This window comes from Hymenobacter algoricola (genome assembly GCF_039539525.1).
Classification (GTDB): domain Bacteria; phylum Bacteroidota; class Bacteroidia; order Cytophagales; family Hymenobacteraceae; genus Hymenobacter; species Hymenobacter algoricola.
In genome coordinates, this window is the sequence record NZ_BAABDH010000003.1 from 147,841 (window position 1) to 172,338 (window position 24,498).

A 24,498-nucleotide genomic window follows, 5' to 3' on the forward strand; every position below is an offset into this window, starting at 1 on the left:
TATGCTTAAATCCTTACTCACCATCAGCCTGGCGCTGACGGCCGGCCAAGCTGTAAGCCAGCAAATGTTCAACAGCTCCCGCAGCAACTACTCCGGCCTGACGGGCGTGAGCTGGAACCCGGCCACGGTGGCCGACAACCGCTACGTGGTGCAGCTGCAGCTCTGGGGTATCGATGCCCACGCTACCAACACAGCCTACCGCTACACCGGCGCCTGGAGTATGACCAGCCCCGACACCGACCTGGACCTGGATCAGAAGTTTTTGACCCGCCGCGTCGACGACAAGACCAGGCGGGTGAGTGCCGGGCTCAACGTGCGCGGCCCGGGCCTGCTGGTGCGGGCTGGGGCCAAAGGCGGCCTGGCCTTCGGCACGCGGGTCCGCTCGGCCATGCAGGCCAACGAGGTAGCCGATCCGCTGATTCAAAGCGCCGTGGATGGCTTCAAGACCCGCGGCCGGTCGGCCGACAACACCTTTAATGTGAACCTGAACCTGCTGGCCGAATGGGACCTCACCTACGGCCGCGTGGTGGTCGACAACGGCTCGCACTTCCTCAAAGCGGGCCTGACCGCCAAGCGCCTCATCGGCTTCGGCTCGGCTTTCCTGCAGAGTCGCAAAACAGATTACGAAATCGTGCCCCGCACCGCGGCTACCGGCGACTCCACGTTTCGGCTCAACCGGCTGGAAGCGGCTTTCGGCTATTCCAACCCCAAAGCTTTCGATGACCTGACGGCCAACAAGCTCACCGAGATGCTCACGGGCGGCGGAGCCCCGGGCGGGGGCTGGGGCCTGGACCTGGGCGTGGTGTACGAAAAGCGGTCTGCCTCGGAGCAGTATCGCTACATCGACAAAAAAGGCGTGGAGAAAATCGACAACTCCCGCAACAAGTACCGCTACCGGCTGTCGGCCGCTATTACCGACCTGGGCAGCGTGCTCTACGATAAGGAAGCCGTGGCGTACAACGACATCAAGGCCACCAACACCAGCGTGAGCGAGGCCGACCTGGAAGACATCGACTTCGATAACTTCGATACCCGCCTCAACCGCATCCTGCGCACCCAGACCCACACCCGGGAATCCCGGTTTCGCGCCGGACTGCCCACGGCCCTCAACCTCGACGCCGACTACCGGCTGAGCCGGCACCTGTACGCCAACGCCTCCCTGAGCCAGGGCCTGCGCGGCCGCTACGCCGTTGGCATGCGCGCCTTTTCCTTCGTGGCCCTCACGCCCCGCTACGAAAGCAACTGGCTGGAGCTGGCGGCGCCCATCTCGCTCATCAACGGCTATTCTACCTTCACCTACGGGCTGATGCTGCGGGTGGGCGCCATCACCATCGGCTCCAATGATTTGTCGCCCCTGTTTGGCTCCAGCAGTCCGTACGGGGCCAATGCTTACGCGCAGGCAGCATTCAGCCTGGCCAACAGGGGGGCGAAAACGAAAAAGCACGGTCCGGCGCGCCTGCCGAACGCCACCAAGTAGCGCCGCCCGCTACGACTGCTTGCGGTGGGTTTTGAGATACTCCTTCGCCTCGCGGTACTGGGGCGTGTCGTGGTCGGCCTTGTCTTCGACCTCGGAGTAGTAGCGCAGGGCAGCCGGAATATCGTGAGCGTCCTCGGCCAGGCGGGCCAGGCTCAGCAGGGCCGCCTGGCAAAAGCCGCTGCTGGCTTCGCCGGTGCTTTCGGCAAATACCACGCAGCGCTGGAAGTATTCCTTGGCCTGGGCGTCCTCGTGGCGCTGCAGCATGAGCGTGCCCAGAAAGTAGGTGGCGTACCGCCCGCTGATGGCCTCGAAGCCGACGTACCCCTTGTTCAGCTTATCCAGCATTTCACGGCTGATTCGCTCGCACTCTATCTGGTCGTTCTGGTGAAAGCACAGCAGGGCGTAAAAGCGCTGGAAGTAGGCGTTGTCGGGGAAATTGTTGGCCAGGTAGCGGGCCGTGGGCAGGGCGGCCCCCGTGTTTTTCTCCTCGTCGAAGAGAATCTTCATCAGAAAAAACTTGGCCTCCGGACCCGTGTAGAAGCCGTTGGCGGCCACGTTGCGCAGCTGCCCCAGGCCCAGCTGCTTGTTGCCCTTCGGAAAGAACAGCATGATGGGCCGCAGCAGCGGGTAGTTGTCGGCAATCCAGATCTGGTAGTAGTTGATCAGGGCCTGCCCGAACAGGAACTCGGGGCTCAGGCCGTTGGCTTCCTTGCTTTTCTGCAGGTAGTCGAGGGCGTGGCGGCTGCTGAAGGTGGCCCGGCTCCAGTTTTTGCGCTCGGCATTCAGGCGGGCATCGAAGCCATAGCCGGCCGACAGGAAAAACAGCGCCTCATAGTTGCGGGCGTCCTGCTTGTAGAGGCCCTCGGCCTTGGTGATGGTAGTGTCCATGTAGGCGAAGAAGATCTTGTCGTACTTCTTCTCCTGCAGGTTGGTGGGCATGATTTTCCACCACTGGCTCAGGCCCATCAGCAGGTAGGGCAGCGGGTGCTGGGGGTAGCGGCGGCGCAGGGAGCGAAACTGCCGCTCAGCCTTATCGAACTTGAAGTTATAGAGGTTGCGCACGGCCCCGTCCAGCTCCAGCTGAATGTCCTTGTCGAGCAGCAGCCAGCCCTGGGTGTTGGCGGTGGGCGCCACGTCCACGTTGCCGAGGTCCACGCTGGGCATAGCCGGCACCCGCAGCGTGTCCGGGCGCTGGGCGTAGCTGAGCCAGGGCGTCAGCACGAGCACTATCACCAGAAGAAAACTGTTTCGAACCATGCTACGGAATTTCACTACCACTACCGCGAAGATAGCAGCGGCCCGGACTTAGCCCGTCGCGGCCGGGCCGGCCACTGCTTGCTGCTGAAGGACAATATTTTGGGCAAACCTGTTCGTGGGGCTACACTAATTCTTGGCCGCCGGTGTTAGCGCAGAGCCCCGCCGGGTCGGCCCCAACCGGCGGCGCTACTCCATTTATTGCTTTTGCTGCATGCTGCACCGCTTTATCCAGTCGCTTCGCCCCCTGACTCAGCGGCGGCGGTCGGTTTTTGACGGGGTCCGGCGGCGCGGGCTGCTGCTGGGGCTGAGCTTGGGGGTGGCAGCCCTGCCGCCGCCGCTGCCGCCTCTGCCGCCCCTGGTGCTGCGGGCCGCGCCCCTGCGGCTGAGCGCCCCGCAGTTTTACGTGGCCGCGGTGGTCGATGCCCGCGCCGACCGCAAAGCCGTGGCCTACCTGCTGCTGCCGCCGGCCCGGGCCGGGGCGGCGGCAGCAGCCCAGCCCGTCGATTTTGCCGGCGGCGGCCGGGCCGCCATTCAGCAGTTTATGCAGCAGAGCGGACCACAAGCAGCGGCAGGGCGGCGGGCCGTGACGGTGCGCCTGACCAAGTGCCTGGTCACGGAAGCCGCCGGGCCGGGCGCCGCCGGGCAGGTGCAGGGGCAGGTGACGGTGGCCCTGGCCTTTGAGTGGCAGCGCAACGGGCAGCCCGTGTACCTGACCGAGTACCACGCCTCCGCCCGCTACGGACGCCCGGCCGGGCAGCTGACGGTGGTGGAGCCCACGCTGCGCACGGTGCTGGGCAACGGCCTGCGCTACCTCAACGCCTGGCTGCTGGCCGCCGACGGCCACAACCCCCGGGTAGCGCAGGGAGTGCGCGTCACGTTCCGGGACTACACCACCAACACCGACCCGGACACGCTGTTCTACGCTCCGGACCATCGCCTGATCCGGGCCGACTTTCAGGGGCCACAGCGGCCGGGGCGGTTTGTGGCGGCCGTATTTCCGAGCTTTTCCTTCAGCGCCCGCCCCACGTTCGAGCAGGGCTTCGTGCACCTGGCCGTGCAGACCAAGGTGTTTGTGGTGCGCCAGTCCTCCTGGATTTCGCCGGCTGCCAGCAATGAGGCCGAGGTGCTCAACCACGAGCAGCGGCACTTCGACCTGGTGAAGCTGGTGGCCGAGCGGTTCAAGCACAAGATTCAGTCCGCCCGCCTCACCGTAGACGACTTCAACGCCACGATTCAGCTGGCTTACTTCACTTCCTTCCAGGAAATGAACCGCCTGCAGGAGCAGTACGACCGCGAAACCAGCCACGGCACCAACGCCGCCGCCCAGCAGGCCTGGAACCGGCGCCTCGATGCCGAGCTGCGCGCCCTGCCGCCCCTGCGATAGTCGGCCGGGGCTATGAGGACGCGGCACCAGCCACAAAAAAGCGGCGCCAACCCGAGGGTTGGCGCCGCTTTTTATAAGATAGGGATAAACGCTTTCTTTCGATCGAAAAGGAGGATAGGAACCAGGGTTTTGTTTCGGAGCGAAGCCCGCCGTTTTGCGACTGGGAATGATACAAAACAACTACATTGAGCTGGCACCCCCGCAATTACTCGACCAGCCGACCGATAAATCCGACCAGTGCCGGCCGTGGGTTTTTTAGTCGAAAAAAAAACCCATTTGGTCGAAAGCGGCGGGCTGAAAACTCGCCAGCTGGCCGAAAAACTCCCACCTTGCAGCTATGCAACCAGAAGACTCTGACCGGCCCAGCCGTTTTCCGCTGGCCTTTGAGCTCCTGCTGTGGGTGGTATACGTCGGCCTGTACAAGTACTCGTGGTACATCGAAAAAGTACCGGGCCACCCCCCCGGCCGCTCCGACTTTCCCTACCCGCACCTGGCCGTTTTTGCGGTGCTGGCCACGCTCTACGTTATTCCCTACTACCGCTGGGTGCTGCCGGCGCTGTTGCAGCGCCGCCGCTACTTTCTGCTGCTGAGCGCCACGCTGCTGTACTTCTGGCAGGCTTCCCGGATTGATTACCAGCTCACCGTCCGGCTCTTCAGCTTTCTGGCTACCCGCAGCCCGGCGCTGGCCGGCCTGACTGCGCTGCCGCCCTGGTGGAACCTGGAGCTGCCGGTATTCGATTTGATCAGCTTTAGCTGCGTGGCCTTCGCGCGGCTGTCGTTCAGCCACGAAACGCGCCGTCGCCACCTGGAAAAGGACAACCTTGCCCTGCAGCTCGAGCAGCTCAAGGGCCAGCTCCAGCCCCACTTCCTGTTTAACACGCTCAACAGCATCTATGGCCTGAGCCTGACCGGCTCGCCGGAAACGCCGCGCTTTATCCTGCTGCTCTCGGAGCTGATGCGCTACGTGCTCTACGACAGCGGCAAGGAGTACATTGCCCTGCCCGAAGAAGTCACGTTCATGGAAAACTACTTCGAGATTGAGCAGCGCAAGTACCCCGATGCCCGCATCCGCTTTACCACCACGGGCACGCTCACCCGGCTGCAGGTACCGCCGCTGCTGCTGCTGCCCCTGGTCGAAAACAGCTTCAAGCACGGGCGCCACCACCACTCCGACCAGGGCTGCGTGGAAGCCACGCTCATCACCTCTGCCCACCGCCTGCAGTTCACCATCGAAAACGACATGCTGCCCGAGCCGCCCCCGGCTACGCCCAGGCGCAGCGGCGGCATCGGGCTGGTCAACATCCGCCAGCGCCTGAACCTGTACTACCCCGACGCCCACGAGCTGCTGCTCATGACCCTGCCCAACGGCCGGTTCCGGGCCCAGCTCACGCTGCAGGTATAAGCAGCCGGCGGCACTGGTATCTTTGCTTTTTGTTTTTGCTTTCTATGACCAATAGCCCGGCCCCCGTCCGTTGCCTGATCGTTGATGATGAGCCGCTGGCGCATCAGGTGCTCACCCAGTTCATCAGCCAGACGCCCGGCCTGACGCTGGCGGGCAAGTGCCGCAACGCCATGGAGGCCTTCGAGCACCTGCAGCAGCACCCCGTAGATCTGCTGTTTCTGGACATTGAGATGCCGCTGGTCACGGGCCTGCAGTTTCTGAAAAGCCTGGGCAAGACGGCCCCCAAGACCATCCTGACCACCGCCTACCGCGAGTACGCCTACGAGGGCTACGAGCTGGACGTGCTCGACTACCTGCTCAAGCCGTTTTCCTACGAGCGGTTTGTGAAGGCCATCAGCCGGCTGCCGGCCGCCCAGCCCCGGCCGCCGGCCGACTCCGCCGAGGAGAAGTTTGTGCTGGTAAAGGAGCGCCAGGGGCTGCTCAAGGTCAGCCACCGCGACATTGTGTACGTGGAGGGCAGCAAGGACTACGTCAAAATCACGGCGGCCACCAAAACCTACCTGCTGCACCAGACCATGAAGGAGATGGTGCCGCTGCTGGGTCCGGGCTTTCTGCGCGTCCACCGCTCCTTTATCGTGGCCGCTTCGCACATCAAGCTGCTCCAGCTCGAACACGTGGTGCTCAACGACGGCACCCTGATTCCCATCAGCAACTCCTACAAGGCCGAGCTGCTGGCCTATTTCAGGAAGTAGCGCCGCCCGCTAGTCATTCACCGGCATTTCGGCCAGGCTGCCCAGCTGGAGCTCCAGCACCGTGTAGCCGCCGGTAGTCCGCTTGCTGCGGTCGGCGGCGTCCTGGGGGCTGAGGCGGCGGCGGACCTCCCAGGCGGCGGGCATGCCGTCGTGGTCGGCGGCGGGGGCCGGATTTCTTTGCCCAAACGATGCCGGCAACGTTGCCGGCGGGCTACTTTGGGGGAAGGTCTCCGGATGAAATGCCGATATTTGGGGCCGGCGCCCAGTGGCCCCGCCCGGATTTTCCTATTCTGCACCCGTATTCCATGGACGTAAAAGACAGCAACGGCACCCCGCTTACCGAAGGCGACTCGGTCACGCTCATCAAAGACCTGAAGGTGAAAGGCTCGTCGCTGACGCTCAAGCGCGGCACGCTGGTCAAGAACATCCGCCTGACCAACAGCGCCGAGGAAATCGAGGGCCGCGCCGGGGGCACCACGATGGTGCTCAAAACCCAGTTTCTGAAAAAAGCCTAGGTGGAAGCTGCCCGGACCACCACGGCCGAAGCCGTCGTCCGCCCCGAGCCGCACCGCCACTTTCTGGTGCACAAGCCCTTCGGCTACCTCAGCCAGTTTGTGTCCGACCTCAAGAAGAAAAAGGTGCTGGGCGCGCTGCACGACTTCCCGGCCGGCACCATGGCCATCGGCCGCCTCGACGAGCACAGCGAAGGCCTGCTGCTGCTCACCACCGACGGCCGCATGAGCGAGCAGGTGCGCAGCAGGAAGATCGAGAAGGAGTACTACGCCCAGGTCGACGGCCTGATTACCGACGCGGCCGTGGCCCGGCTGCAGCAGGGCGTCGAAATCGGGATTCGCGACGTGAAGTACCAGACCCTGCCCTGCCGGGCCTGCCGCCTGGCTACGGCGCCCGACTTTCCGGCCCGCACCCGCAAGATCCGCGACGACCGGCACGGACCGACCAGCTGGGTTTCCATCACCCTGACCGAGGGCAAAAACCGGCAGATCCGCAAGATGACGGCGGCCGTGGGTTTTCCGACCCTGCGCCTGCTGCGCGTGCGGGTCGGGACGCTGGTGCTGGGGACGCTGGCGGCGGGCGAGGTGCGCGAGGTAGCGCATTTTTCGCTGCCTGCGTAACAAGCAACTGCCGAAGCTTTGGTATATTCGTCCCTGGCTAGGTTTTGCCGCCTGCCGCCACCGGATTTCTGCGCCGGGAATTCCGGGCCATCTTCATACTGAATATGGCCTGAACTTTCACCCCGGCGTAGCTGTCTTAAACTATCCACCGGTTCTCTGCGCTGCTTCTACGTTTTGGGAAGCCCCGCAGATCGAACAACTAACTACATCCACCCAGCATGGCCAGGTCCCAAGCCTCCTTCGGCAAGAAGGAAAACGAGAAGAAACGTCAGAAAAACAAAAAAGAGAAGGAAGAGCGCAAGGAAGAGCGCCAGGCCAACGCCAAGAAGGGTCAGAACCTGGAAGAGATGCTGGCCTACGTGGATGAGAACGGCAACATCTCCACCACCCCGCCCGACCCTACCAAGCGCAAGGAAATCAACGCCGAGGACATCCAGCTGGGCGTGCCCAAGCAGGAAGACATGGACCCGGCCGACCTGATCCGCAAGGGCACCGTCACGTTCTTCAACGACTCGAAAGGCTACGGCTTCATCAAGGACTCGGAGACCGGGGAAAGCATTTTCGTGCACGCCAACTCGCTCAGCGGCCCGATCAAGGAAAACGACAAGGTGACTTTCGAGGTGGAAATGGGCCCGAAAGGTGCCAGCGCCACCGGCGTGAAGATGGCCGTTTAGCCCTTCTACGCTCCCAGCATGCCAAGAGGCCGAAGCTCCCGCAGCTCCGGCCTCTTGGCGTTCAACGGCTCCCAAGAACCTGGAGCACAACCCGGCGGACATTGCCAGATCGGGCCGGAAGACGCACTAGGCCGGACGCATACGGCCGGGAAGCACACGCCGACCCGCGCCGGCGGCGCTGCCGTACCCAGCCGGCTAGCCCGAAGGAGCCGGAGCTGGTGGCGTGGCGCTTCTACCGGCGCGGCTGCACCAGCAGGTCGCCACTGTCGACGGCGCCCGTGCGGACGGTCCGGCGGCGGCTCCCGCGCACGAGCTCAAACCGGGTGAAGTAGGCCGGCAGCCCCTCCACGTTCATCGTCGCGCCCGTGCGCAGCTCATAGTGCAGGTGGGGGAAATAAGAGCTGCCCGACGAGCCCAGGCGGGCTACCACCTGGTCGGCCCGCACCTGGTCGCCGACTTTCACCACCACGCTGTTCTGGCGCAGGTGGCCCAGCAGGCTGAACTCCCCGTTGCCGTGGTCGAGCACCACGTAGTTGCCGTAGAGCAGCAGCGGATCCTTGCCCACCATGGCGCGGGGGTCGAAGTAGTCCTGGCCGTTGTCGTTGTCGGGCTGGGCACTGTAGGCGGCTACTACACGGCCCGCGGCCGGGGCGTGCACGGGCTGGTCGAAGCCGGGGTAGTCGGTGTTTTTCCTGCCCTCGCCCGAGTGGGTTTCCCCTTTTTCATTCACCACCACGAAGTCGTGGGCGTAGCGCATGAAGTTGGTGCGGATGCCGACCTGCCGGGCTACGGGGTGCAGGTAGTCGAGGCGGCGGTGGTGGGCATTTTCGTCGTGGCCGTCCCAGACCAGCAGGCGGCCCGAAACCGGGATTTTCAGGGCGGCCCGGGGCTGGTACCGCTCGGGGCGCACGTCCAGCTGCTGGGTGACCTTCCGGCGCCGGGCATCCTGAAACTCGAAGGTGTAGGCCAGCCGGGCCACCTCCACATCGGGGGCAAAAAAGTGGAAGGGGTTAAATACCAAAGCCGTTTGGCCCGGCGCAAACACGCGGTGCGACAGGCTGCTCACCGCCGGGCTGAAGCCGTTGTTGTCCACGAACTTGCGCACCACCAGCGCCCCGGCCTGATCGTAGACCGACACCTCCACCTTGGCCAGCCACAGCGAGTCGGGGCCGGCCTGCACGGCAAAGTCGAAGTTGAGGTGGGAGCCGGCCCGCTCCTCCAGAAACACGCGCGTCGGCGCGACGGTCACGCTGACGGGGCCGGGGCCGGAGAGAAAAGCAGCGGGCAGCAGGGCGGCGGCCAGGCGGCCGGCCCAGAAAAGAAAGAGAAGCATAGCCAAGGGTTGAGTACGGCGGGGCAGACACCGGCCCGGCCGGAACCGTTGCCCGGGGACCCGCAAAATATTCATTATCGGCTATACCCCGGCAGCCGGGCCAAAGCCGTAGTTCAGCGCCCGGCCCGGGCGTACTGCCGGCGCCAGGGGCCACTGCTACGCCACTATCCCAGTTCTTCTTATGAAATACCTGCTGCTGTTGCTGGCGGTGCTGGCGGTGCTGGCTGCCCCGGCCGCCCGCGCCCAGACCAAGCCCGCCGAGCTGCTCCTGCTGGGCACCTTCCACTTCCACAATCCCGGCCTGGACCTGGTCAAAACCAAGTCCTTCGATATCCTGGGGCCCAAAGCTCAGGCCGAGCTGGAAACCATGACCGACAAAATCAGCCGGTTTCACCCCACCAAGATCTTTGTGGAGGCGCCATGGGACAAGCAGACCGAGCTGGACACCCTGTACCGGCACTACCTGCGCGGGGATTACGAGGCCTACATCCAGGGCCGGTTTCCGGAGCAGCGGCGGGCCTTCTACCGTAAGAATGAGATTATGCAGCTGGCCTTCCGGGCGGGCAAAAAGGCCGGCGTGCCCCGCATCTACGGGCTCGACTACACCAAGACGGCATTTCCCTACGACAGTGTGATAAAGGCCATGCAGGCCGCCCACCAGCAAGGGCTGATTCAGGCAATCGAGGCCACCTTCAAAGCTGTGGAGGCCGACCAGAACCGGAAAATTGCCACCTTCTCGCTCACCCAGCTGCTGCTCGACTTCAACACGCCCCAGAGCCTGACGGCCAACAAGCGCGTGTATATCGACAAGCTGAACCGGGCCGGGGCCGTGGGCGACTTCGCCGGGCCCTACCTCGTGTCGGAGTGGTACCGCCGTAACCTGTACATGTTTTCCATTGTGCAGAAAACCATGACGCCCGCCGACGGCAAAGCCGTGGTGCTGGTAGGCGCCGGCCACGCGGCCATGATGCGGGAGTTTGCCGAACTGGACCCGCGCTTTCGCCTGCGGGAACTGAAGGACGTGCTGGGCAAGTAGGCCCGGCGGCTCCGCGCCCGGGGCGGAGAAGCCCAACGACCAGACCAGCGCCCCACGGGCCCGAACGCACCACGGCCACTGCCTGTCCGGGCAGTGGCCGTGGTGCGTGGAAGTGGCAAGCAGCCGGCTAGCTGCTGGCTTCCATGGCGGTCAGGTGCTCTTGGGCGCTGGCGGCGTCAGTGGCTGGCACGGCGGCCGAGATGCTCTGGGTCCGCTTGGCCAGGTAGCTCAGGCCCAGGGCCACCAGGGCCGTGCCGCCCACTACTTTCTGGGTGGTGCTCAGCCGGCTCAGGGTGCCGCCTTTGCCCAGCTTGCGCAAGGACTTGGCGGCCCGGCCGAGCAGACCTTTCTTACCGGCTTTGGCTTTGTTGTTTTTCGTCTTTTTCATGGCAGGGGGGCAGTAAAGTGAAAAGGCAGATATCAGTGGGGGCCGCTACGCGTCCTCGTCGGGGCGGGCAGACGGCGGGCGGGAAGCGTTGCGGGCTTTGCCGGGCTTGAGGCCGGCTTTGGCATGTTTGTGACCCTTGTTGGACGCGGGCCGGGCCGGAGCGGTTTCCCCCGCCTCATCGTCGTTGGGCTCCACTACCTGGGCGGTGGCAACCTGGGGCAGCCGGAAGCTGAAGCCCGAGCCGGCAGCATCCTGCTTGAGCTTGTTGAGGTAGAGCAGGCCGGCGGCCAGCAGGGCCGTACCGCCCACCAGCTTCTGCCCGGTGCTGAGCTTGGCTATTTCCCTGGTCACTTTCCGAAACTGCCGCACCGACTGGGCCGCGATGCTGAACAGGTCGTCGGCCACGTCGTCGGCAGGCTTGGAGCGCTTCTTTTTATGCTTGTTCTTGGCCATGGCGTAATGCAGAATAGCGGGCGGGAGGAGGACCGATGCCGGGGTAGGGCGCGAAAGAAGGTATTCGCAAGCGGCGCCCGAAAGGTTACCATCCGGCGGGCAATACCCGGCGGTTGATACCCGGCCCGGCCCCTACCCCCGCTCACTCCCGGTCGAAGTTGGCCCGCTTGCCCAGGGCGGCCAGCCGCACGGTTTCGGCCACGCGGCGGGCGCGGGTTTCGGGCTGCCGGGCGCCCAGCACCCAGGTCAGAATCATTTTGCGGGCCGAGAGCGAGAAGGCCGCAAAGCACCGGTCGGCCCCGGGCTCGGCGGCCAGGGCCGCGGCCAGGTCGGGCGGGACGGCGCCGGCTTCGGCCGCGTCGAGGCTTTCCCAGGAGCCGTTTTGCTTGGCCGCTTCGATGGCGGCCCGGCCGGCGGGCAGCAGCCGGCCGGCGGCGTCGAGGCGCGCCAACCGCTCCTTGTTGACGCGGCTCCACCCGCTGCGGGGCTGGCGCGGGGTAAACAGCAGCTGGCTCCGCTCGTCGTCCAGGCGGCGGGGCCAGGAGTCGATCCAGCCGAAGCACAGGGCCTCTTCCACCGCCTCGGCATAGCGCACGCTGGGCTGGGCGGCGGCCTTTTTGCAGTAGACCAGCCACACTCCGGGGCTGCCGGCGTGGTGGTCGATGAGCCACTGCCGCCACTCGGCACGGCTGGCGGGCTGGGTCTGGACGTAGGTATCGGGGCGGGCCATAGGATGAAGATAGCGGGTCGGCGCCGGCAAACCCGTACTTTACGCCCTGCTGCTTTCCTTATCCCGCTATATGCTTTCCGTATCTATCAAGGCGGTGCTGCTGGCCGGCCTGCTGCTGCTGCTGACGGGCGCCGCCCAGGCCCAGGCCCCGCCTGCCGACGCCGCGCTGAGCTCGTTCTACGACCAGCTCAACGCCTACCGCACCGCCCGCTACCAGCCCCTGCCCGACCTGGAAGCCCTGAGCCTGCCCTCCTCCTTCTCGGGTGCCGACCTGCGGGCCCTGAACCTGCAAAGCCGCCACATCGTGCGCGTGGATCTGGTCTACACCGCCTTTCGCCTGAACCCAACGTTTAACCAGCGCCAGCTCAACCTGAGCCGCATCCGCAACCTGGCCGCGGGCGTGCCGGGGCTGCTCCAGGATGAGTCGGTGACCTGGACGCTGGTCGAGCAGACCGGCTGCGGCAGCCCGGCCGAGTGCCAGCCGTTTTTCCACGGCTTCGTGGTGTACGTGGCCCGGCACGCCACGGCCGCCGCCAGCCGCGCCGACCTCGACAGCCTGACCCGCAAGCTGCGCCTGCTGGACAGGAAGCTCCCCAAAAAGAAGAAAGGCCAGGGCAAGAGAGTGGCCTGCAACCTGCCCATGAGCCGGTTTACCGTTCGCCAGATGGCCCACCACCTGCGCCAGGCCTACACCTGTGCCGAGCGCACCCCGCAGATTGTGAAGTTTCAGCTTACGGTGGATGAGCACGGCAAAACCCGGCGGGTGCAGGTGCAGCCCCCCCGCACGCCCCTGTGCGCGGAGGCGCTGGAGGAGGCCATCCGCCGGAGCGTGGTATTTGCCTCGGGCTTCCCCATTAACCGCCGGCAGTTTGGCTTTACCGTGAAGGGGGCCGTGCGCCTGCCGGTACGGGGGTGGCGGCCGTTGGCCGGGCCCGACCTGGCCATCACCAGCTTCGCCCTGCCCGACTCGGCCGCCCGGCTCTACCGGGTGTTTCTGAGAAAGCGCAACCGCCAGCACAAAAACGACTATTGCGAGGCCCGCATCACCCGGACCGGAGAGCTGCTGGCCGCCGCCGACACCACCGGCGACGAATTGCCGCTGCCCGCTGACGCCAACGTGGTGAGCCGGGTGATGCAGCGCCACCCCGAGTGGCCCAAGGAAGTGGTGGTGACCGACGTGACGGGCAGCATGTTCCCCTACACCTACGACCTGCTGGCCTGGCTGCAGCTCAGCGCCCTCGACGAGCAGAAAACCTTCGTCTTCTTCAACGACGGCAACGACGCGCCCGACAAGGACAAGCGGGTGGGCAAAACCGGCGGCCTCTACCACGTGAAGACCGACAGCTATGAGCCCATCAAAAACAAGCTCATCGAGGCCATGAAGGGCGGCGGGGGCGGCGACGCGCCCGAAAACGACGCCGAGGCCCTGCTCTACGCCCACCGCCTCACCTCCGACTCCACCGACGTGATCCTGATTGCCGACAACTACACCTTCCCCCGCGACGCGAAGCTGCTCAAAAACACCACGGCCCACGTGCGCATCATCCTCTGCGGGGTGCGCGACTACATCAACCCCCGCTACCTGGCCCTGGCCCGGCAGCACGGCTTCACCCTGCACACCATCGAGGGCGACATCAAGGACCTGAGCAAGCTGGTCGAGGGCCAGATCATCACCATCCAGGGCCAGCAGTACGAGGTGACCAAAGACGGGTTTAAGCTGGTGCAGAAGACGTAGCGGCCGCCCGGCCGCCGCCCCGCCCAAAACCGGATACCCTAGCCGGGGCGGCTACCCGGCCCAAGGCTGTACCAGTGATTTCAGCAAACCAAAAACGCTCCTACAGGAGTTGTATGAGTGTTTTCAAAAACACATAACTGCTCATACAAGACTTGTATCGGTGATTTGAATATTCTATACTTAGTCATACAAACTCCCCGGCCCATGCTTCCTCCCCCGGCTGATTCTCTGAACGTGCTGGCGCGCATCCGGCGCTGGTTTGGCCTGCGGCAAGACGAGCTAGCCGAATACCTGGGTATCAGCCCGGTGCTGGTGCATAGCGTCGAAACCGGCCGCCGCCCCCTGAGCCAGGCCGTGGGAGAGGCCATGCTGCCCCTGGCCCGGCAGCTGCCCGAGCCCATTGCCCTGCTCGATGCGCCCCTGCCCACCACCCTACCCCCGAACGCCCCGGCCCCCGATGCGGGAGAGTTGAGCTTCCGCCGCCGCGTGTGCCTGCAGCGCGCCGCCCGCCTGCGCGCCCAGGCCGGCAAGCTGGCGCACCGGGCCCACCACGCCCACCGCTGGCAGCAGGCCCTGCCCGCCCTGCTGCCCCCACCCACGGCCCCCGCCGCCGAGCACGCCGCCTGGCTGACCCGCTGGCTGCACCGCCGCGCCCGCCCGCTGTCGGCCACCGATGTCACGCGCTGGCACCGGCTGCTGGCCCAGGCCCGCGCCTGTGAGGCCGAAGCCGCCGCCCTGGCGGGCCAGTAGCGAGTGCCAGTGGGAAAAGCGGGCCGCCAACGGCGCTTGTCAGCAGCCCGGGCTCGCCTTTGGTCATGTCACAAAAAAAGCCTCAATGGCCTTTACCCAAGCCGTCGGCCTTCCTATGTTCGGGTATCTCTAACCTTAACCATTTTTACCAATGCCACTAGATTACACCACCCTCACCACCCGCGCCGAGTGCGACGCGGCCACCGTCGAAGTCGACTTCGAGCTGCTCTCCTACACGGTGCGCGATGCCAACATCGACCTGTCGGAGGAGCGCGCCGACCGTTCCCAGGCCAGCATTGCCGCCCAGCTGAGCGTGCTGGACACCCGCATTGCCACGGCCGAGGCCATCCTGGGCCTCACCACCATCGACGCCGAAACCCGCGAGCAGAAAACGCTGGAGCGCGACACGGCGCTGGCCCAGCGCAAGAAGCTGCTGAAGCGCGCCAAGCAGACCACCAGCGTCACCCACTTCCTGGCTGACGTGGGCGTGGAGCAGATTGCCAGGCAGGTCGAGGTGCTCACCGCCGTGAAAGCCGGCATCGCCCAGCACCGCACCACGCTGCCGGCGTAGGGAGGTGCTGAGTAGCTCTAAGCCGCCCGTTGCGGATGCAGCGGGCGGCTTTTTGGTGGAATGCTGCCCACGGACTCCGCCGCCACCCGGCCGGCGGCGGCGGCACAGACTACCGGGTTTGCTTTTTACTTCCGGGGCCAGCTTGCAAAATGATTTCCGGTTATGCCGAATACCAGACCTTTTTGAATACTTTTAGCTTCCTCAACTCATTTCCCACTCTTCTCCCGAATTCCCCATGATCAAGCGTCTTCTCAGCTTCCTTCTGTTGGTTGGCTTACTGCTGACCGCCACCACCACTATCCAGGCCGCGCCCAACCCCGATGCCGTCATCGGCGTCTGGAAAAACGGGGAAGGCACCGGCATGGTCCAGATTTATAAGAAGGGCAACAAGTACTACGGCCGCATTGTGTGGCTCAAGGTGGCCAACAACCCCGACGGCACGCCCCGCACCGACGTCAACAACCCTGACGAAACCAAGCGCAAAAACAAGCTGAAAGGCCTGGAAAACATGCGCGAGTTCACCCAGACCGAGGAGAACAAGTGGGAGAACGGCAAAATCTACGACCCCAAGAACGGCAGCGACTACAGCTGCGAAATGACCATGACCGACCCGAACACCCTGGAGGTGCGGGGCTTTATCGGCGTGTCCCTGTTCGGCCGTACCGACGTGTGGAAGCGGCAGGTGAAGAAGTAGTAGCCCTGCCCTTCTGACCGGCCCCGGCGGCTCCGCTCCGGCGGGCCGCCGGGGCCGGTCTTTTTGTTTATTTTCCACTTCTTTCCTGCTGCATGAATCAACGCTACCTTTCGCTCCTGGCCCTGCTGCTGGCCACGGCTCCCGCCCTGGCCCAGGTTACGGACACCACCACGACGGCCCCGCCGGCCCTGGAAAACTTCGACGAGTTTGGCGACGTCAGCGCCGGCGGCGGCACCTACAACACCCAGAAGGTGCTGTATATCTCGCCCACCAAGCTTATTTCGGTGGGCTACGAGGCCCAGCTGCCCTACACGCTGACCTCGACGGGCCAGCACACGCTTATCAACAACGGCGAGCCTTCGGTGGCCGAGACCAAGATCAACTCGGCCCGCGGCCTGCGGCTGGCGTTCAACGCGCCGGTGATTTCGCGCAACAACCTCATCGTGAACCTGGGCCTGACGTACTGGAACACCGGCCTGGACGTGGCCAACCCCGAACGTTCCCTGTATTTCCGGCAGCTGGAGGACGGCCTGCGCACCACCGGCTTCAACGCCACCGTGTTCAAGCCCTTCGATATCAAGCATTTTGCCCTGGTGCAGCTTAATGCCGATGCCAGCGGCAACTACCGCAAACCCGGCGACATCAGCTCCAAAAACCTGACCTACAGCGGCACGGCCATCTACGGCTGGAAACCCAACGACAACCTGCAGTGGGGCCTGGGCCTGAGCCGCACCTACCGCGCCGGGCAGCTGCTCTACATTCCGGTGGTGCTCTACAACCGCACCTTCTCGCCTAAGTGGGGCTGCGAAGTGGTGTTTCCGGCCCGCGCCGAAATCCGGCGCAACTTCGGCACCAATGCCCTGCTGAAGCTGGGCTACGAGCTGGAAGGCAACGCCTACTACCTCGGCAACGCCGGCCGGGGCGACGTGTACCTGCGCCGGGGTGAGCTCAAGCCCCGCGTCACCTACGAGCGGAAGCTGGCGGGCTTCGTGTGGCTGTCGGCCCAGGCCGGGCTGCGCTACAACTACCGCAACGACGCCTTCCGCGACCAGAACCCCACCGGCGAGCGGGAAAGCCTGCTCGGCTCGGAGCCCTCGCTCTACCAGAACGAGCTGACCAACCCGCTCTACTTCAACCTCAGCCTGAACCTGGTTAGCCCGTAGGGCGCGTCGGGTAGCACTGCGCCCCCAATGAAAAGAGGCTGAAGCTCCGGGAGCTTCAGCCTCTTTTTTATTCTTGCCCAACGAAGCGGTAGAGATGCTTCGGCAAGCGGACGCCAGATCAAGCATGACAATAGTGTTGCACGCGAGATGCTTCGGCTGCGCCTCTGCATGACGTTCTACATGTGAATCGCCCGGTTCTCGGTGGCGGCCAAGCAGGCTTCCTTCATGGCTTCGGCGTAGGTGGGGTGGGCGTGGCTCATGCGGGCCACGTCCTCGGCGGAGGCGCGGAACTCCATGGCCGTCACGGCTTCGGCAATCAGGTCGGCAATGCGGGGCCCGATCATGTGGACGCCCAGGATTTCGTCGGTTTCCTTATCGGCCAGCACCTTCACGAAGCCGTCGAGGTCCATGCTGGCGCGGGCGCGGCCCGAGGCGCGGAAGGGGAACGAGCCGGTTTTGTAGGCCTTGCCCTGCTCCTTGAGCTGCTCCTCGGTGTAGCCCACGGCCGCCACTTCGGGCCAGGTATACACCACGCCCGGAATCAGCAGGTAGTTGATGTGGGGCTTCTGGCCCACGATGGTTTCGGCTACGAACACGCCTTCTTCCTCGGCCTTGTGGGCCAGCATGGCCCCGCGCACCACGTCGCCGATGGCGTAGATGCCGGGCACGGAGGTTTGCATGTGCGCATCGACCTTGATGCGGCCGCGCTCCTCCAGCTGCACGCCGGCAGCTTCCAGGTTGAGGCCCGCGGTGAAGGGCGAGCGGCCCACGGCCACCAGGCAGTAGTCGCCCTCGAACTTCACTTCCTCGCCCTTGGGGTTGGTGGCGGTGACGGTGACGGCGTCGCCTTCGCGGGTGGCGCCGGTGACCTTGTGGCTGAGAAAGAACTCGATGCCGATTTTACCCAGGATACGCTTGAGCTCCTTGCCCAGACCGCGGTCCATGGTCGGGATGAGCGAGTCCAGGAACTCCACCACCGATACTTTCGCGCCGAGGCGGGCGTAGATCGACGCCATTTCGAGGCCGATGACGCCGCCGCCAATCACAATCATGTGCTTGGGCACTTCGCGGATGTTGAGGGCCTCAGTGCTGGTGATGATGCGCTCCTTGTCCTGGCCGATGAAGGGCAGCACCGTGGGCTTGGAGCCGGTGGCGATGATGACGTTCCTGGTTTCGATCTGCTGGGCCTCGCCGCCGGCGGTGGGCGCGATGCTGATATGGTTCTTGTCGACGAACGAGCCCACGCCGTGGATGACGTCAATCTTGTTCTTCTTCATCAGGTAGATGATGCCGTCGGTATTGGCCTTGACCACGCCGTTCTTGCGGTCAATCATCTGGTTCATGTTCACCTGCAAATCACTCAGCTCGATGCCGTGCTCCTTGAAGGTGGTGTGGGCGTTGTGGTAGTGCTCGGTCGAGTCGAGCAGAGCCTTGCTCGGGATGCAGCCCACGTTGAGGCAGGTGCCGCCGAGCGTGTCGTACTTCTCGATGAGGGCGGTTTTGAGGCCCAGCTGGGCGCAGCGGATGGCCGCCACATAGCCGCCGGGGCCGGAGCCAATGACGGTAACGTCGTATTGATTCATAGGGGGTGAATTCGGTGGAAATCAGCAGGGCGAAGGTACGGGCTAAAAGCTAGTTCCCCTCCTTTTTTCAAGGAGGGGCCAGGGGTGGTTAACCAGCGCTAGAAACCGCTCAACGATTGTCAACCACCCCTGGTCCCGGTCTGCCTGATGCGCAGAGTCAGCTGAGCAATGAACCAGCTTGCCAGCTCTGGCCCGCCGGGCGCACTTTACAGAAAGTGGTAGAGAAACGTAATGACGCCGGTGTACGCCGACTTTTTGGCATCCCGGATTTCCAGCGCTACCTCAATGCGAGCCTTGGCAATGCCGCGCAGATCCTTCACCGACAGCAGCCGGGCCCGCAGGCGCACGTCGCTGTTGACCAGCACGGCCTGGTTAAAGCGCAGGCTTTCGATTTCGTAGTTGACCTGCATCTTCAGGTTTTCGATGTGCACAATCTGCGTCCACAGGTAAGGCAGCAAAGCCACGGTGAGGTAGCCGTGGGCAATGGTGCCGCCGAAGGGCGACTCGGCTTGGGCCCGCTCGGCGTCGAGGTGAATCCACTGGTGGTCGAGGGTGGCTTCGGCGAAGCGGGTAATCTGCTCCTGGGTGATGGTGTGGTATCCGGAAAGGCCCAGCTCCTGGCCTTCGTACTGCTCCAGCTCTCTCAGGCTGCGGATGGTAATGCTGCTCATGCGGGGTGTTGGTGGGGATGAAGAAGGGGAAACGAAGGCGAAACGCAGCGCTCCTTAATCGACCAATACGCCAATGTAGTAGTTGAAGGTGTCGATATCGATATTATCCTTCGTGGCGCCGATCAGCTCGATGGGCTGAAACTTGGTGGTCAGCGGCACCAGCCGGTACTCCGAGCCGCGCACCCGCATGCGGATGGGCACGTTGAAGCCCGCGGCATCGGCCACCCAGCGGCCCATCAGCTGGCCTTTATCCTGGCGCAGCTCCAGCGTGGGCAGGCCGCGGTGGCGCAGGTACTGGTCGAACACCGGCGTCAGGTTTTTGCCGCTCTGCTGGTTGATATAGCCGATAATCTGGTCGGTGGTGACGGTCTGGTGGTAGAACGTCTGGCCCAGGCCGCGCAGAATCTGCCGCCACTTCTCGTCGTCGCCGATGATGGTGCGCACCATGTTGAGCATGTTGCTGCCCTTGTCGTACATGTCGCCGGAGCCTTCCTTGTTCACGCCGTAGGCCCCGATGATGGGCCCGTCGTTCTGGATGTTGCGCCGCTGCCCGTGCACGTATTCCTGCCCGGCGAGCTTGCCAAACTGGCTTTCCGTGAACAGCGCCTCGGAGTAGGTCGTGAAGCTTTCGTGGATCCACATGTCGGCAATGTCCTTGCTGGTGATGTTGTTGCCGAACCACTCGTGCCCGCTTTCGTGGACGATGATGAAGTCCCACTTCAGCCCCCAGCCCGTGGCCGACCGGTCGTGGCCGAGGTAGCCGTTGAGGTACTTGTTGCCGTAGGCCACGGCGCTCTGGTGCTCCATGCCCAGGTGGGGCGCATCGACGAGCTTGTAGCCGTCCTCATAAAACGGGTAGGGCCCGAACCAGTGCTCAAACGACTTGAGCATGGGCTTCACGTTGGCCCCGAACTGCGCTTTGGCCTTGGCCAGGTTCTCGGTCAGCACCCAGTAGTCGAGGCTCAGCTTACCCTTTTCGCCGGCGTAGGAGTCGCTGAAGTGGGTGTAGTCGCCCACGTTCATCGCCACGTCGTAGTTGTTGATGGGGTTGCGCACGGCCCAGTCGAAGCGGGTGGTGCCGTCCTTGAGCGGCGTGACTTTGCGCAGCCGCCCGTTCGAGACGTCCTTCAGCCCCTTGGGCACGGTGATGCTGATGAGCATGCTGTCGACCTCGTCGGACTGGTGGTCTTTGGTGGGCCACCAGATGCTGGCGCCCACGCCCTGGCAGGCCGTGGCCACCCAGGGCTTGCCGTTGGAGTCCTTGGCAAACACGAGGCCGCCGTCCCAGGGAGCCCGCTCGGCCACGGTGGGCTTGCCGGAGTAGAACACGGTGAACTCGTCGGCGCTGCCGGACTTAATAAGCTGCGGAAACGTGACGAACACGGCGTTGGCTTCGCGGGTGAAAGCCAGGTTCTGGCCTTTGTACACTACTTTCTCCACCGTCAGGTTGGCAAACAGATCGAACTGCAGCCGGCGGAAATCCTGGGTGGCGGTGAAGCGGAACAGGTTGGAGCCGCTCAGGGCGCGCTGGTCGATGTCGAGCTTTACGTCGAGGTGGTAGTAGGTGATGTCGTAGCAGGTGCGCAGCGGCGAGAGGCTGCCGCGCAGGGAGTCGGCGCGGGTAAACTGGGCTTTGGGCTGCATCAGCTGGGCGCTGGCCAGCCGGGGCCAGCACAACACGGCCAGGAGGGCCAGGAACGGGGTACGAAAGCGCATAGAAAGCAGAACGGGGCGAGGGGTAAAGTTACGCTACTGACGCCGGCCCGGCGGCACGGTTGCGCGCCCGGCCCAAGTACCTGACTGGCTTACCGTTTGCCGGCTGGCAGCCCGCTGCCGCAGGCTCCGGGTGGCGGGCCGCCGGGGTTCGGCGTAGCTTTGCCGCTTCATTTGCTGCTTTCCTATGCCTACTCCTGCTCCCGCGCCCAGCCGTGCGGCCATCATCGGGGCCTTTGCCATTGTCTACATCATCTGGGGCTCCACCTACCTGGGCATCCGCTTCGCCATCGATAGTATTCCGCCGCTGCTCATGGCCGGCTCCCGCTATCTGCTGGCCGGTGTGCTGCTCTACGGGTTCATGCGGTTGCGCGGCGCGCCGGCCCCCACGCTCCGCGGCTGGGGCCACGCGCTGCTTATCGGCATCTGCCTGCTCACCTTCGGCAACGGCGGCGTGACGCTGGGCGAGCAGTACATTCCCTCCGGCCTTACGGCACTGCTGGTGGCCGTGGTGCCGCTGTTTCTGGCCGTGCTGGGCTGGCTGAGCGGACTCTCGGGCCGGCCTACGCCGCGCGTCGCGCTGGGCCTGCTCATCGGCATGGCGGGCGTGTACCTGGTGGCCCGCACGCCCGGCGTCAGCCACGTGGCGCGACCGGGCCACGAAAACCTGGGCTTCGGCCTGGTCATGACGGCCGCGCTGATGTGGGCGGTGGGCTCACTATACGCCAAGAAGCACCAGCCGGCCTCCTCCCCGTTCGTGGCCGGCGGCATGCAGATGATGTGCGGCGGGCTGCTGATGCTGCTTATCGGAATCATACGCGGCGAAACCCAGGGCTTCGAGCTGGCGGCGGTTACCGCCCAGTCGTGGCTGGCGTATGTCTACCTGGTTACGCTGGGCTCCATTGTGGCTTTTTCGGCCTACATCTGGCTGCTGCAGGCCGTGGAGCCGGCGCTGGCGGGCACCAACTCCTTCGTCAACCCCGTGGTGGCCGTGCTGCTGGGCTGGGCCCTGGCCGGGGAGCAGCTCAGCGCCCCCATGCTCGGCGGCGCTGCCCTGATTGTGGTGGCCGTGGTGCTGGTGGTGCTGGGCAAGAAGTGAGAACCGCACCCCTGGGCCCAGCAAGCCTTAACCGCTTGTCTGCCCACATCTTACCAGGATTTCACCCGCTGATGCGCCGTCCGGAGGTGCGAATAGCTGCTTTTGTAGCTTTCTGAGTTGAGCCAGATAAATCTTGTTTTTTGATGCTATGGTTATATTAACAATTTCTTTACCTTAGCGAAAAGAGTGTAACCTGCGTAAATTCGCTACGTATTGAAAACCCCACTCTTTTTGCTCCCTCTCTATGAAAACGACTATCCCACTAGCCGACATCCAGACGGAAGGCGACATCAAAACCCTCGTCGACACGCTCTGCCATAAGGCCACCAACGACACGCTGCTGGGCCCGCGCTACGGCGCCGCCGCCCGGATTCACTGGCCCCACTACCTCACCTCCCAATACCGCTACTGGAGCACGACGCTGCTGGGCAAACAGGAAGAGGAAGGTGAGCCGGTACCTTCGCAGCTGGCCATCCCGGCCGGTGGCCCCCACATCGACCATTGGCTGAACCTGTTTTCCTCCACCGTGGAGGAATGCTTTGCGGGCTCTAAAGCGGAGGAAGCCAAGAACCTGGCCCGCCAGCTGGTCGGCCGCCTGCAGGCCACCCGCTCCCGCGAGCTGCCGGTGGATTAGCCCGCTGCCCATACGCTCTCAACTCCCTCAACTCTCCCAAACGCAAAAGCGAGGCCCGGATACCGGGCCTCGCTTTTGCGTTTCTTGGGTTTAAAACTACACGCCCAGCAGCAGGCGGGTCGGATCCTCGAGCAGTTCCTTCACCCGTACCAGGAACGAAACCGACTCGCGGCCGTCGATGATGCGGTGGTCGTAGCTCAGCGCCAGGTACATCATCGGGCGAATCACGACTTGGCCGTTCTCGGCAATCGGGCGCTGCACGATGTTGTGCATGCCCAGAATGGCTGACTGTGGGGCATTGATAATCGGGGTGCTCATCATCGAGCCGAAGATGCCGCCGTTGGTGATGGTGAACGTGCCGCCGGTCATCTGCTCGATGGTCAGCTTGTTGTCGCGGGCCAGCATAGCCAGGCGCACCACTTCCTTCTCGATGCCATCGAAGGACAGCTGCTCAGCGTTGCGGATGACCGGCACCACCAGGCCTTTGGGGGCCGATACGGCGATGCTGATGTCGCAGAAGTCATTGAATACGATGTCGGTGCCGTCAATCTGGGCATTCACCGAGGGCCACTCTTTCAGGGCCACGCACACGGCTTTGGTGAAAAAGGACATGAAGCCCAGGTTCACGCCGTTCTTTTCCTTGAACTTGTCCTTGAACTTGGTGCGCAGGTCCATGATGGGCTGCATGTTCACCTCGTTGAAGGTGGTGAGCATGGCCGTCTCGTTCTTCACCGCCACCAGCCGGCGGGCCACCGTCTTGCGCAGGTTGCTCATCTTCTCGCGGCGCACATTTCTGCTGCCAGTTGCCGGTTGCGAGCTGCCGGTTGGTTGCGGCGCGGACGGCGCCGCGGAGGCTGCCGCTACTGCCGGAGCCGGAGCTGCTGGACGGGCCTGGGCATTCTGGGCGTCTTCCTTGGTGACGCGCCCGTCGCGGCCGGAGCCTTGCACGTCGGTGGCGGCAATGCCCTTCTCGCCGAGAATCTTGCTGGCCGCCGGCGAAGGGGTGCCGGTAGCGTAGCTCGTAGAGGTAGTAGCCGAATTGGCCGGCGCCGCGGCGGCGGCCGGTGCGGCCGGAGCCGGAGCCGCTGGGGCGGCACTTGGCGCCGCGGCCCCGCTGCCGCCTTCGATACGGGCCACCACGGCACCGATGCTGATGGTTTCGCCTTCCTTGGCGCCGTGGCGCAGGGTACCGGAAGCTTCGGCGGGCAGCTCAAACGTGGCCTTGTCCGATTCCAGCTCGGCAATGATTTCGTCGCGCTGCACCGGGGCGCCATCTTCCTTCAGCCACTTAGCCACCGTCACTTCCGTGATGGACTCACCCACGGCCGGAATCTTCATTTCCACGGCTGCGCCACCCGGGCCAGCCGCCGGAGCTGCTGCTGGTGCCGGAGCTGCCGAAGCGGCTCCGCCGGTAGGCTGTCCACCGTAGCCGGCCTGGTCGCTGGCGGCAGGATTCTGCTCGCCTTTAGTTATCGGATCAGCGGCGGGAGCGGCGGGAGCGGGTGCCGGAGCAGCTGGGGCACTGGCAGCCGGCGCGGCTGGCGCGGCCGGCGCGGCACCACCGGTACCGTCGATGTCGGCAATGACGGTGCCGATGCCGATGGTTTCGCCTTCCGCCACCCGGATTTTCAGGATGCCGTCGGCTTCGGCGGGCAGCTCAAACGTGGCTTTGTCCGATTCCAGCTCGGCAATAACTTCGTCGCGCTTCACGGTGTCACCGTCGGCTTTCAGCCATTTGGCAATGGTCACTTCGGTGATGGACTCGCCGACGGCGGGGATTTTAATTTCCAGACCCATAGGGAGGGAGTTGAAGGGTTTCGGTGGTAAAAGTCTGGGCGCTGCTGCCCGGGCTTCCTGATCGGTCAG

At 64.3% G+C, this 24,498-nt stretch carries 25 protein-coding genes; 15 read left to right on the forward strand and 10 right to left on the reverse strand.

What is annotated here, in order from left to right; translation table 11 throughout:
• Nucleotide 1: 1 nt before the first annotated feature.
• Nucleotides 2-1,477, forward strand: a complete 1,476-nt coding sequence (locus ABD842_RS01140) for a DUF5723 family protein (protein ID WP_345108836.1) — start codon at nt 2-4, stop codon at nt 1,475-1,477.
• 9 nt (nt 1,478-1,486) lie between these two features.
• Here ABD842_RS01140 and ABD842_RS01145 read toward each other — a convergent pair whose 3' ends face one another.
• The gene (locus tag ABD842_RS01145) at nt 1,487-2,734 is read right to left on the reverse strand and encodes a tol-pal system protein YbgF (protein ID WP_345108838.1); all 1,248 of its coding nucleotides are present in this window, start codon (nt 2,732-2,734) and stop codon (nt 1,487-1,489) included.
• Nucleotides 2,735-2,945: 211 nt separating this feature from the next.
• On the opposite strand from ABD842_RS01145, the gene ABD842_RS01150 reads away from it, so the two are divergent.
• The 3 genes from ABD842_RS01150 (at nt 2,946) to ABD842_RS01160 (ending at nt 6,272) form a co-directional block, all read left to right on the forward strand.
• Nucleotides 2,946-4,118, forward strand: a complete 1,173-nt coding sequence (locus ABD842_RS01150) for a DUF922 domain-containing protein (protein WP_345108840.1) — start codon at nt 2,946-2,948, stop codon at nt 4,116-4,118.
• 337 nt (nt 4,119-4,455) lie between these two features.
• The gene (locus ABD842_RS01155) at nt 4,456-5,520 is read left to right on the forward strand and encodes a sensor histidine kinase (protein WP_345108843.1); all 1,065 of its coding nucleotides are present in this window, start codon (nt 4,456-4,458) and stop codon (nt 5,518-5,520) included.
• Nucleotides 5,521-5,564: 44 nt separating this feature from the next.
• Nucleotides 5,565-6,272, forward strand: coding sequence for a LytR/AlgR family response regulator transcription factor (locus ABD842_RS01160; RefSeq protein WP_345108847.1), 708 nt, complete (start codon nt 5,565-5,567; stop codon nt 6,270-6,272).
• A gap of 9 nt (nt 6,273-6,281) precedes the next feature.
• Here ABD842_RS01160 and ABD842_RS01165 read toward each other — a convergent pair whose 3' ends face one another.
• Complete coding sequence (locus ABD842_RS01165; RefSeq protein ID WP_345108850.1) at nt 6,282-6,470, reverse strand: hypothetical protein; 189 nt, start codon at nt 6,468-6,470, stop codon at nt 6,282-6,284.
• A 107-nt stretch (nt 6,471-6,577) separates the two neighbouring features.
• On the opposite strand from ABD842_RS01165, the gene ABD842_RS01170 reads away from it, so the two are divergent.
• From ABD842_RS01170 to ABD842_RS01180, 3 genes are all read left to right on the forward strand, one after another.
• Nucleotides 6,578-6,787 (forward strand): alkylphosphonate utilization protein, encoded by a 210-nt coding sequence (locus ABD842_RS01170; RefSeq protein WP_345108854.1) that lies wholly within the window; start codon nt 6,578-6,580, stop codon nt 6,785-6,787.
• Nucleotides 6,788-7,405 (forward strand): pseudouridine synthase, encoded by a 618-nt coding sequence (locus ABD842_RS01175; RefSeq protein WP_345108856.1) that lies wholly within the window; start codon nt 6,788-6,790, stop codon nt 7,403-7,405.
• A gap of 218 nt (nt 7,406-7,623) precedes the next feature.
• Nucleotides 7,624-8,079, forward strand: coding sequence for a cold-shock protein (locus ABD842_RS01180; protein ID WP_073110927.1), 456 nt, complete (start codon nt 7,624-7,626; stop codon nt 8,077-8,079).
• A 232-nt stretch (nt 8,080-8,311) separates the two neighbouring features.
• Here ABD842_RS01180 and ABD842_RS01185 read toward each other — a convergent pair whose 3' ends face one another.
• Nucleotides 8,312-9,412, reverse strand: coding sequence for a M23 family metallopeptidase (locus tag ABD842_RS01185; RefSeq protein ID WP_345108864.1), 1,101 nt, complete (start codon nt 9,410-9,412; stop codon nt 8,312-8,314).
• Nucleotides 9,413-9,593: 181 nt separating this feature from the next.
• On the opposite strand from ABD842_RS01185, the gene ABD842_RS01190 reads away from it, so the two are divergent.
• Nucleotides 9,594-10,448, forward strand: coding sequence for a DUF5694 domain-containing protein (locus ABD842_RS01190; RefSeq protein ID WP_345108867.1), 855 nt, complete (start codon nt 9,594-9,596; stop codon nt 10,446-10,448).
• 127 nt (nt 10,449-10,575) lie between these two features.
• Here ABD842_RS01190 and ABD842_RS01195 read toward each other — a convergent pair whose 3' ends face one another.
• From ABD842_RS01195 to ABD842_RS01205, 3 genes are all read right to left on the reverse strand, one after another.
• Nucleotides 10,576-10,836, reverse strand: coding sequence for a hypothetical protein (locus ABD842_RS01195; RefSeq protein ID WP_345108870.1), 261 nt, complete (start codon nt 10,834-10,836; stop codon nt 10,576-10,578).
• Nucleotides 10,837-10,881: 45 nt separating this feature from the next.
• Entirely contained in the window at nt 10,882-11,289 is a 408-nt protein-coding gene (locus tag ABD842_RS01200) for a hypothetical protein (protein WP_345108872.1), read from the reverse strand.
• Between the two features lie 142 nt (nt 11,290-11,431).
• Complete coding sequence (locus ABD842_RS01205; protein ID WP_345108875.1) at nt 11,432-12,019, reverse strand: YdeI/OmpD-associated family protein; 588 nt, start codon at nt 12,017-12,019, stop codon at nt 11,432-11,434.
• A gap of 70 nt (nt 12,020-12,089) precedes the next feature.
• Here ABD842_RS01205 and ABD842_RS01210 point away from each other — a divergent pair, with 70 nt between their 5' ends.
• The 5 genes from ABD842_RS01210 to ABD842_RS01230 all read left to right on the forward strand — a co-directional run bounded on the left by ABD842_RS01210 (nt 12,090) and on the right by ABD842_RS01230 (nt 16,932).
• Nucleotides 12,090-13,754 (forward strand): hypothetical protein, encoded by a 1,665-nt coding sequence (locus ABD842_RS01210; RefSeq protein WP_345108878.1) that lies wholly within the window; start codon nt 12,090-12,092, stop codon nt 13,752-13,754.
• A 204-nt stretch (nt 13,755-13,958) separates the two neighbouring features.
• Nucleotides 13,959-14,504 (forward strand): helix-turn-helix domain-containing protein, encoded by a 546-nt coding sequence (locus ABD842_RS01215; RefSeq protein ID WP_345108881.1) that lies wholly within the window; start codon nt 13,959-13,961, stop codon nt 14,502-14,504.
• 151 nt (nt 14,505-14,655) lie between these two features.
• Nucleotides 14,656-15,075, forward strand: coding sequence for a hypothetical protein (locus tag ABD842_RS01220; protein ID WP_345108884.1), 420 nt, complete (start codon nt 14,656-14,658; stop codon nt 15,073-15,075).
• A 235-nt stretch (nt 15,076-15,310) separates the two neighbouring features.
• On the forward strand, nt 15,311-15,769 hold the full coding sequence (locus tag ABD842_RS01225) for a DUF2147 domain-containing protein (RefSeq protein WP_345108887.1): 459 nt from the start codon (nt 15,311-15,313) through the stop codon (nt 15,767-15,769).
• Nucleotides 15,770-15,861: 92 nt separating this feature from the next.
• Nucleotides 15,862-16,932, forward strand: a complete 1,071-nt coding sequence (locus ABD842_RS01230; protein WP_345108889.1) for a DUF6268 family outer membrane beta-barrel protein — start codon at nt 15,862-15,864, stop codon at nt 16,930-16,932.
• A 176-nt stretch (nt 16,933-17,108) separates the two neighbouring features.
• Here the strand turns inward: ABD842_RS01230 and lpdA are convergent, their stop codons facing one another.
• From lpdA to ABD842_RS01245, 3 genes are all read right to left on the reverse strand, one after another.
• The gene (lpdA, locus tag ABD842_RS01235) at nt 17,109-18,515 is read right to left on the reverse strand and encodes a dihydrolipoyl dehydrogenase (RefSeq protein ID WP_345108892.1); all 1,407 of its coding nucleotides are present in this window, start codon (nt 18,513-18,515) and stop codon (nt 17,109-17,111) included.
• Between the two features lie 206 nt (nt 18,516-18,721).
• Nucleotides 18,722-19,186: a MaoC family dehydratase gene (locus ABD842_RS01240; RefSeq protein WP_345108895.1), complete on the reverse strand. Its 465-nt coding sequence runs from the start codon at nt 19,184-19,186 to the stop codon at nt 18,722-18,724.
• A 54-nt stretch (nt 19,187-19,240) separates the two neighbouring features.
• A complete protein-coding gene (locus ABD842_RS01245; RefSeq protein WP_345108898.1) occupies nt 19,241-20,902 on the reverse strand; it encodes a M1 family metallopeptidase in 1,662 nt (553 codons plus the stop codon).
• Nucleotides 20,903-21,086: 184 nt separating this feature from the next.
• Between ABD842_RS01245 and ABD842_RS01250 the strand changes: the two genes are divergently transcribed.
• Both ABD842_RS01250 and ABD842_RS01255 read left to right on the forward strand, forming a co-directional pair.
• Entirely contained in the window at nt 21,087-21,998 is a 912-nt protein-coding gene (locus ABD842_RS01250) for an EamA family transporter (protein WP_345108901.1), read from the forward strand.
• Between the two features lie 244 nt (nt 21,999-22,242).
• Complete coding sequence (locus ABD842_RS01255; RefSeq protein ID WP_345108904.1) at nt 22,243-22,632, forward strand: group III truncated hemoglobin; 390 nt, start codon at nt 22,243-22,245, stop codon at nt 22,630-22,632.
• A 96-nt stretch (nt 22,633-22,728) separates the two neighbouring features.
• On the opposite strand, the gene odhB is transcribed toward ABD842_RS01255, so the two are convergent.
• Complete coding sequence (gene odhB / locus ABD842_RS01260) at nt 22,729-24,429, reverse strand: 2-oxoglutarate dehydrogenase complex dihydrolipoyllysine-residue succinyltransferase (RefSeq protein WP_345108907.1); 1,701 nt, start codon at nt 24,427-24,429, stop codon at nt 22,729-22,731.
• Nucleotides 24,430-24,498: the final 69 nt, after the last annotated feature.

Coding starts and splice junctions, on each gene's coding strand:
- ABD842_RS01140 (WP_345108836.1), top strand. CDS start 2: ATGCTTAAATCCTTACTCACCATCAGCCTGGCGCTGACGGCCGGCCAA.
- ABD842_RS01145 (WP_345108838.1), bottom strand. CDS start 2,734: ATGGTTCGAAACAGTTTTCTTCTGGTGATAGTGCTCGTGCTGACGCCC.
- ABD842_RS01150 (WP_345108840.1), top strand. CDS start 2,946: ATGCTGCACCGCTTTATCCAGTCGCTTCGCCCCCTGACTCAGCGGCGG.
- ABD842_RS01155 (WP_345108843.1), top strand. CDS start 4,456: ATGCAACCAGAAGACTCTGACCGGCCCAGCCGTTTTCCGCTGGCCTTT.
- ABD842_RS01160 (WP_345108847.1), top strand. CDS start 5,565: ATGACCAATAGCCCGGCCCCCGTCCGTTGCCTGATCGTTGATGATGAG.
- ABD842_RS01170 (WP_345108854.1), top strand. CDS start 6,578: ATGGACGTAAAAGACAGCAACGGCACCCCGCTTACCGAAGGCGACTCG.
- ABD842_RS01180 (WP_073110927.1), top strand. CDS start 7,624: ATGGCCAGGTCCCAAGCCTCCTTCGGCAAGAAGGAAAACGAGAAGAAA.
- ABD842_RS01185 (WP_345108864.1), bottom strand. CDS start 9,412: ATGCTTCTCTTTCTTTTCTGGGCCGGCCGCCTGGCCGCCGCCCTGCTG.
- ABD842_RS01190 (WP_345108867.1), top strand. CDS start 9,594: ATGAAATACCTGCTGCTGTTGCTGGCGGTGCTGGCGGTGCTGGCTGCC.
- ABD842_RS01195 (WP_345108870.1), bottom strand. CDS start 10,836: ATGAAAAAGACGAAAAACAACAAAGCCAAAGCCGGTAAGAAAGGTCTG.
- ABD842_RS01200 (WP_345108872.1), bottom strand. CDS start 11,289: ATGGCCAAGAACAAGCATAAAAAGAAGCGCTCCAAGCCTGCCGACGAC.
- ABD842_RS01205 (WP_345108875.1), bottom strand. CDS start 12,019: ATGGCCCGCCCCGATACCTACGTCCAGACCCAGCCCGCCAGCCGTGCC.
- ABD842_RS01210 (WP_345108878.1), top strand. CDS start 12,090: ATGCTTTCCGTATCTATCAAGGCGGTGCTGCTGGCCGGCCTGCTGCTG.
- ABD842_RS01215 (WP_345108881.1), top strand. CDS start 13,959: ATGCTTCCTCCCCCGGCTGATTCTCTGAACGTGCTGGCGCGCATCCGG.
- ABD842_RS01220 (WP_345108884.1), top strand. CDS start 14,656: ATGCCACTAGATTACACCACCCTCACCACCCGCGCCGAGTGCGACGCG.
- ABD842_RS01225 (WP_345108887.1), top strand. CDS start 15,311: ATGATCAAGCGTCTTCTCAGCTTCCTTCTGTTGGTTGGCTTACTGCTG.
- ABD842_RS01230 (WP_345108889.1), top strand. CDS start 15,862: ATGAATCAACGCTACCTTTCGCTCCTGGCCCTGCTGCTGGCCACGGCT.
- lpdA (WP_345108892.1), bottom strand. CDS start 18,515: ATGAATCAATACGACGTTACCGTCATTGGCTCCGGCCCCGGCGGCTAT.
- ABD842_RS01240 (WP_345108895.1), bottom strand. CDS start 19,186: ATGAGCAGCATTACCATCCGCAGCCTGAGAGAGCTGGAGCAGTACGAA.
- ABD842_RS01245 (WP_345108898.1), bottom strand. CDS start 20,902: ATGCGCTTTCGTACCCCGTTCCTGGCCCTCCTGGCCGTGTTGTGCTGG.
- ABD842_RS01250 (WP_345108901.1), top strand. CDS start 21,087: ATGCCTACTCCTGCTCCCGCGCCCAGCCGTGCGGCCATCATCGGGGCC.
- ABD842_RS01255 (WP_345108904.1), top strand. CDS start 22,243: ATGAAAACGACTATCCCACTAGCCGACATCCAGACGGAAGGCGACATC.
- odhB (WP_345108907.1), bottom strand. CDS start 24,429: ATGGGTCTGGAAATTAAAATCCCCGCCGTCGGCGAGTCCATCACCGAA.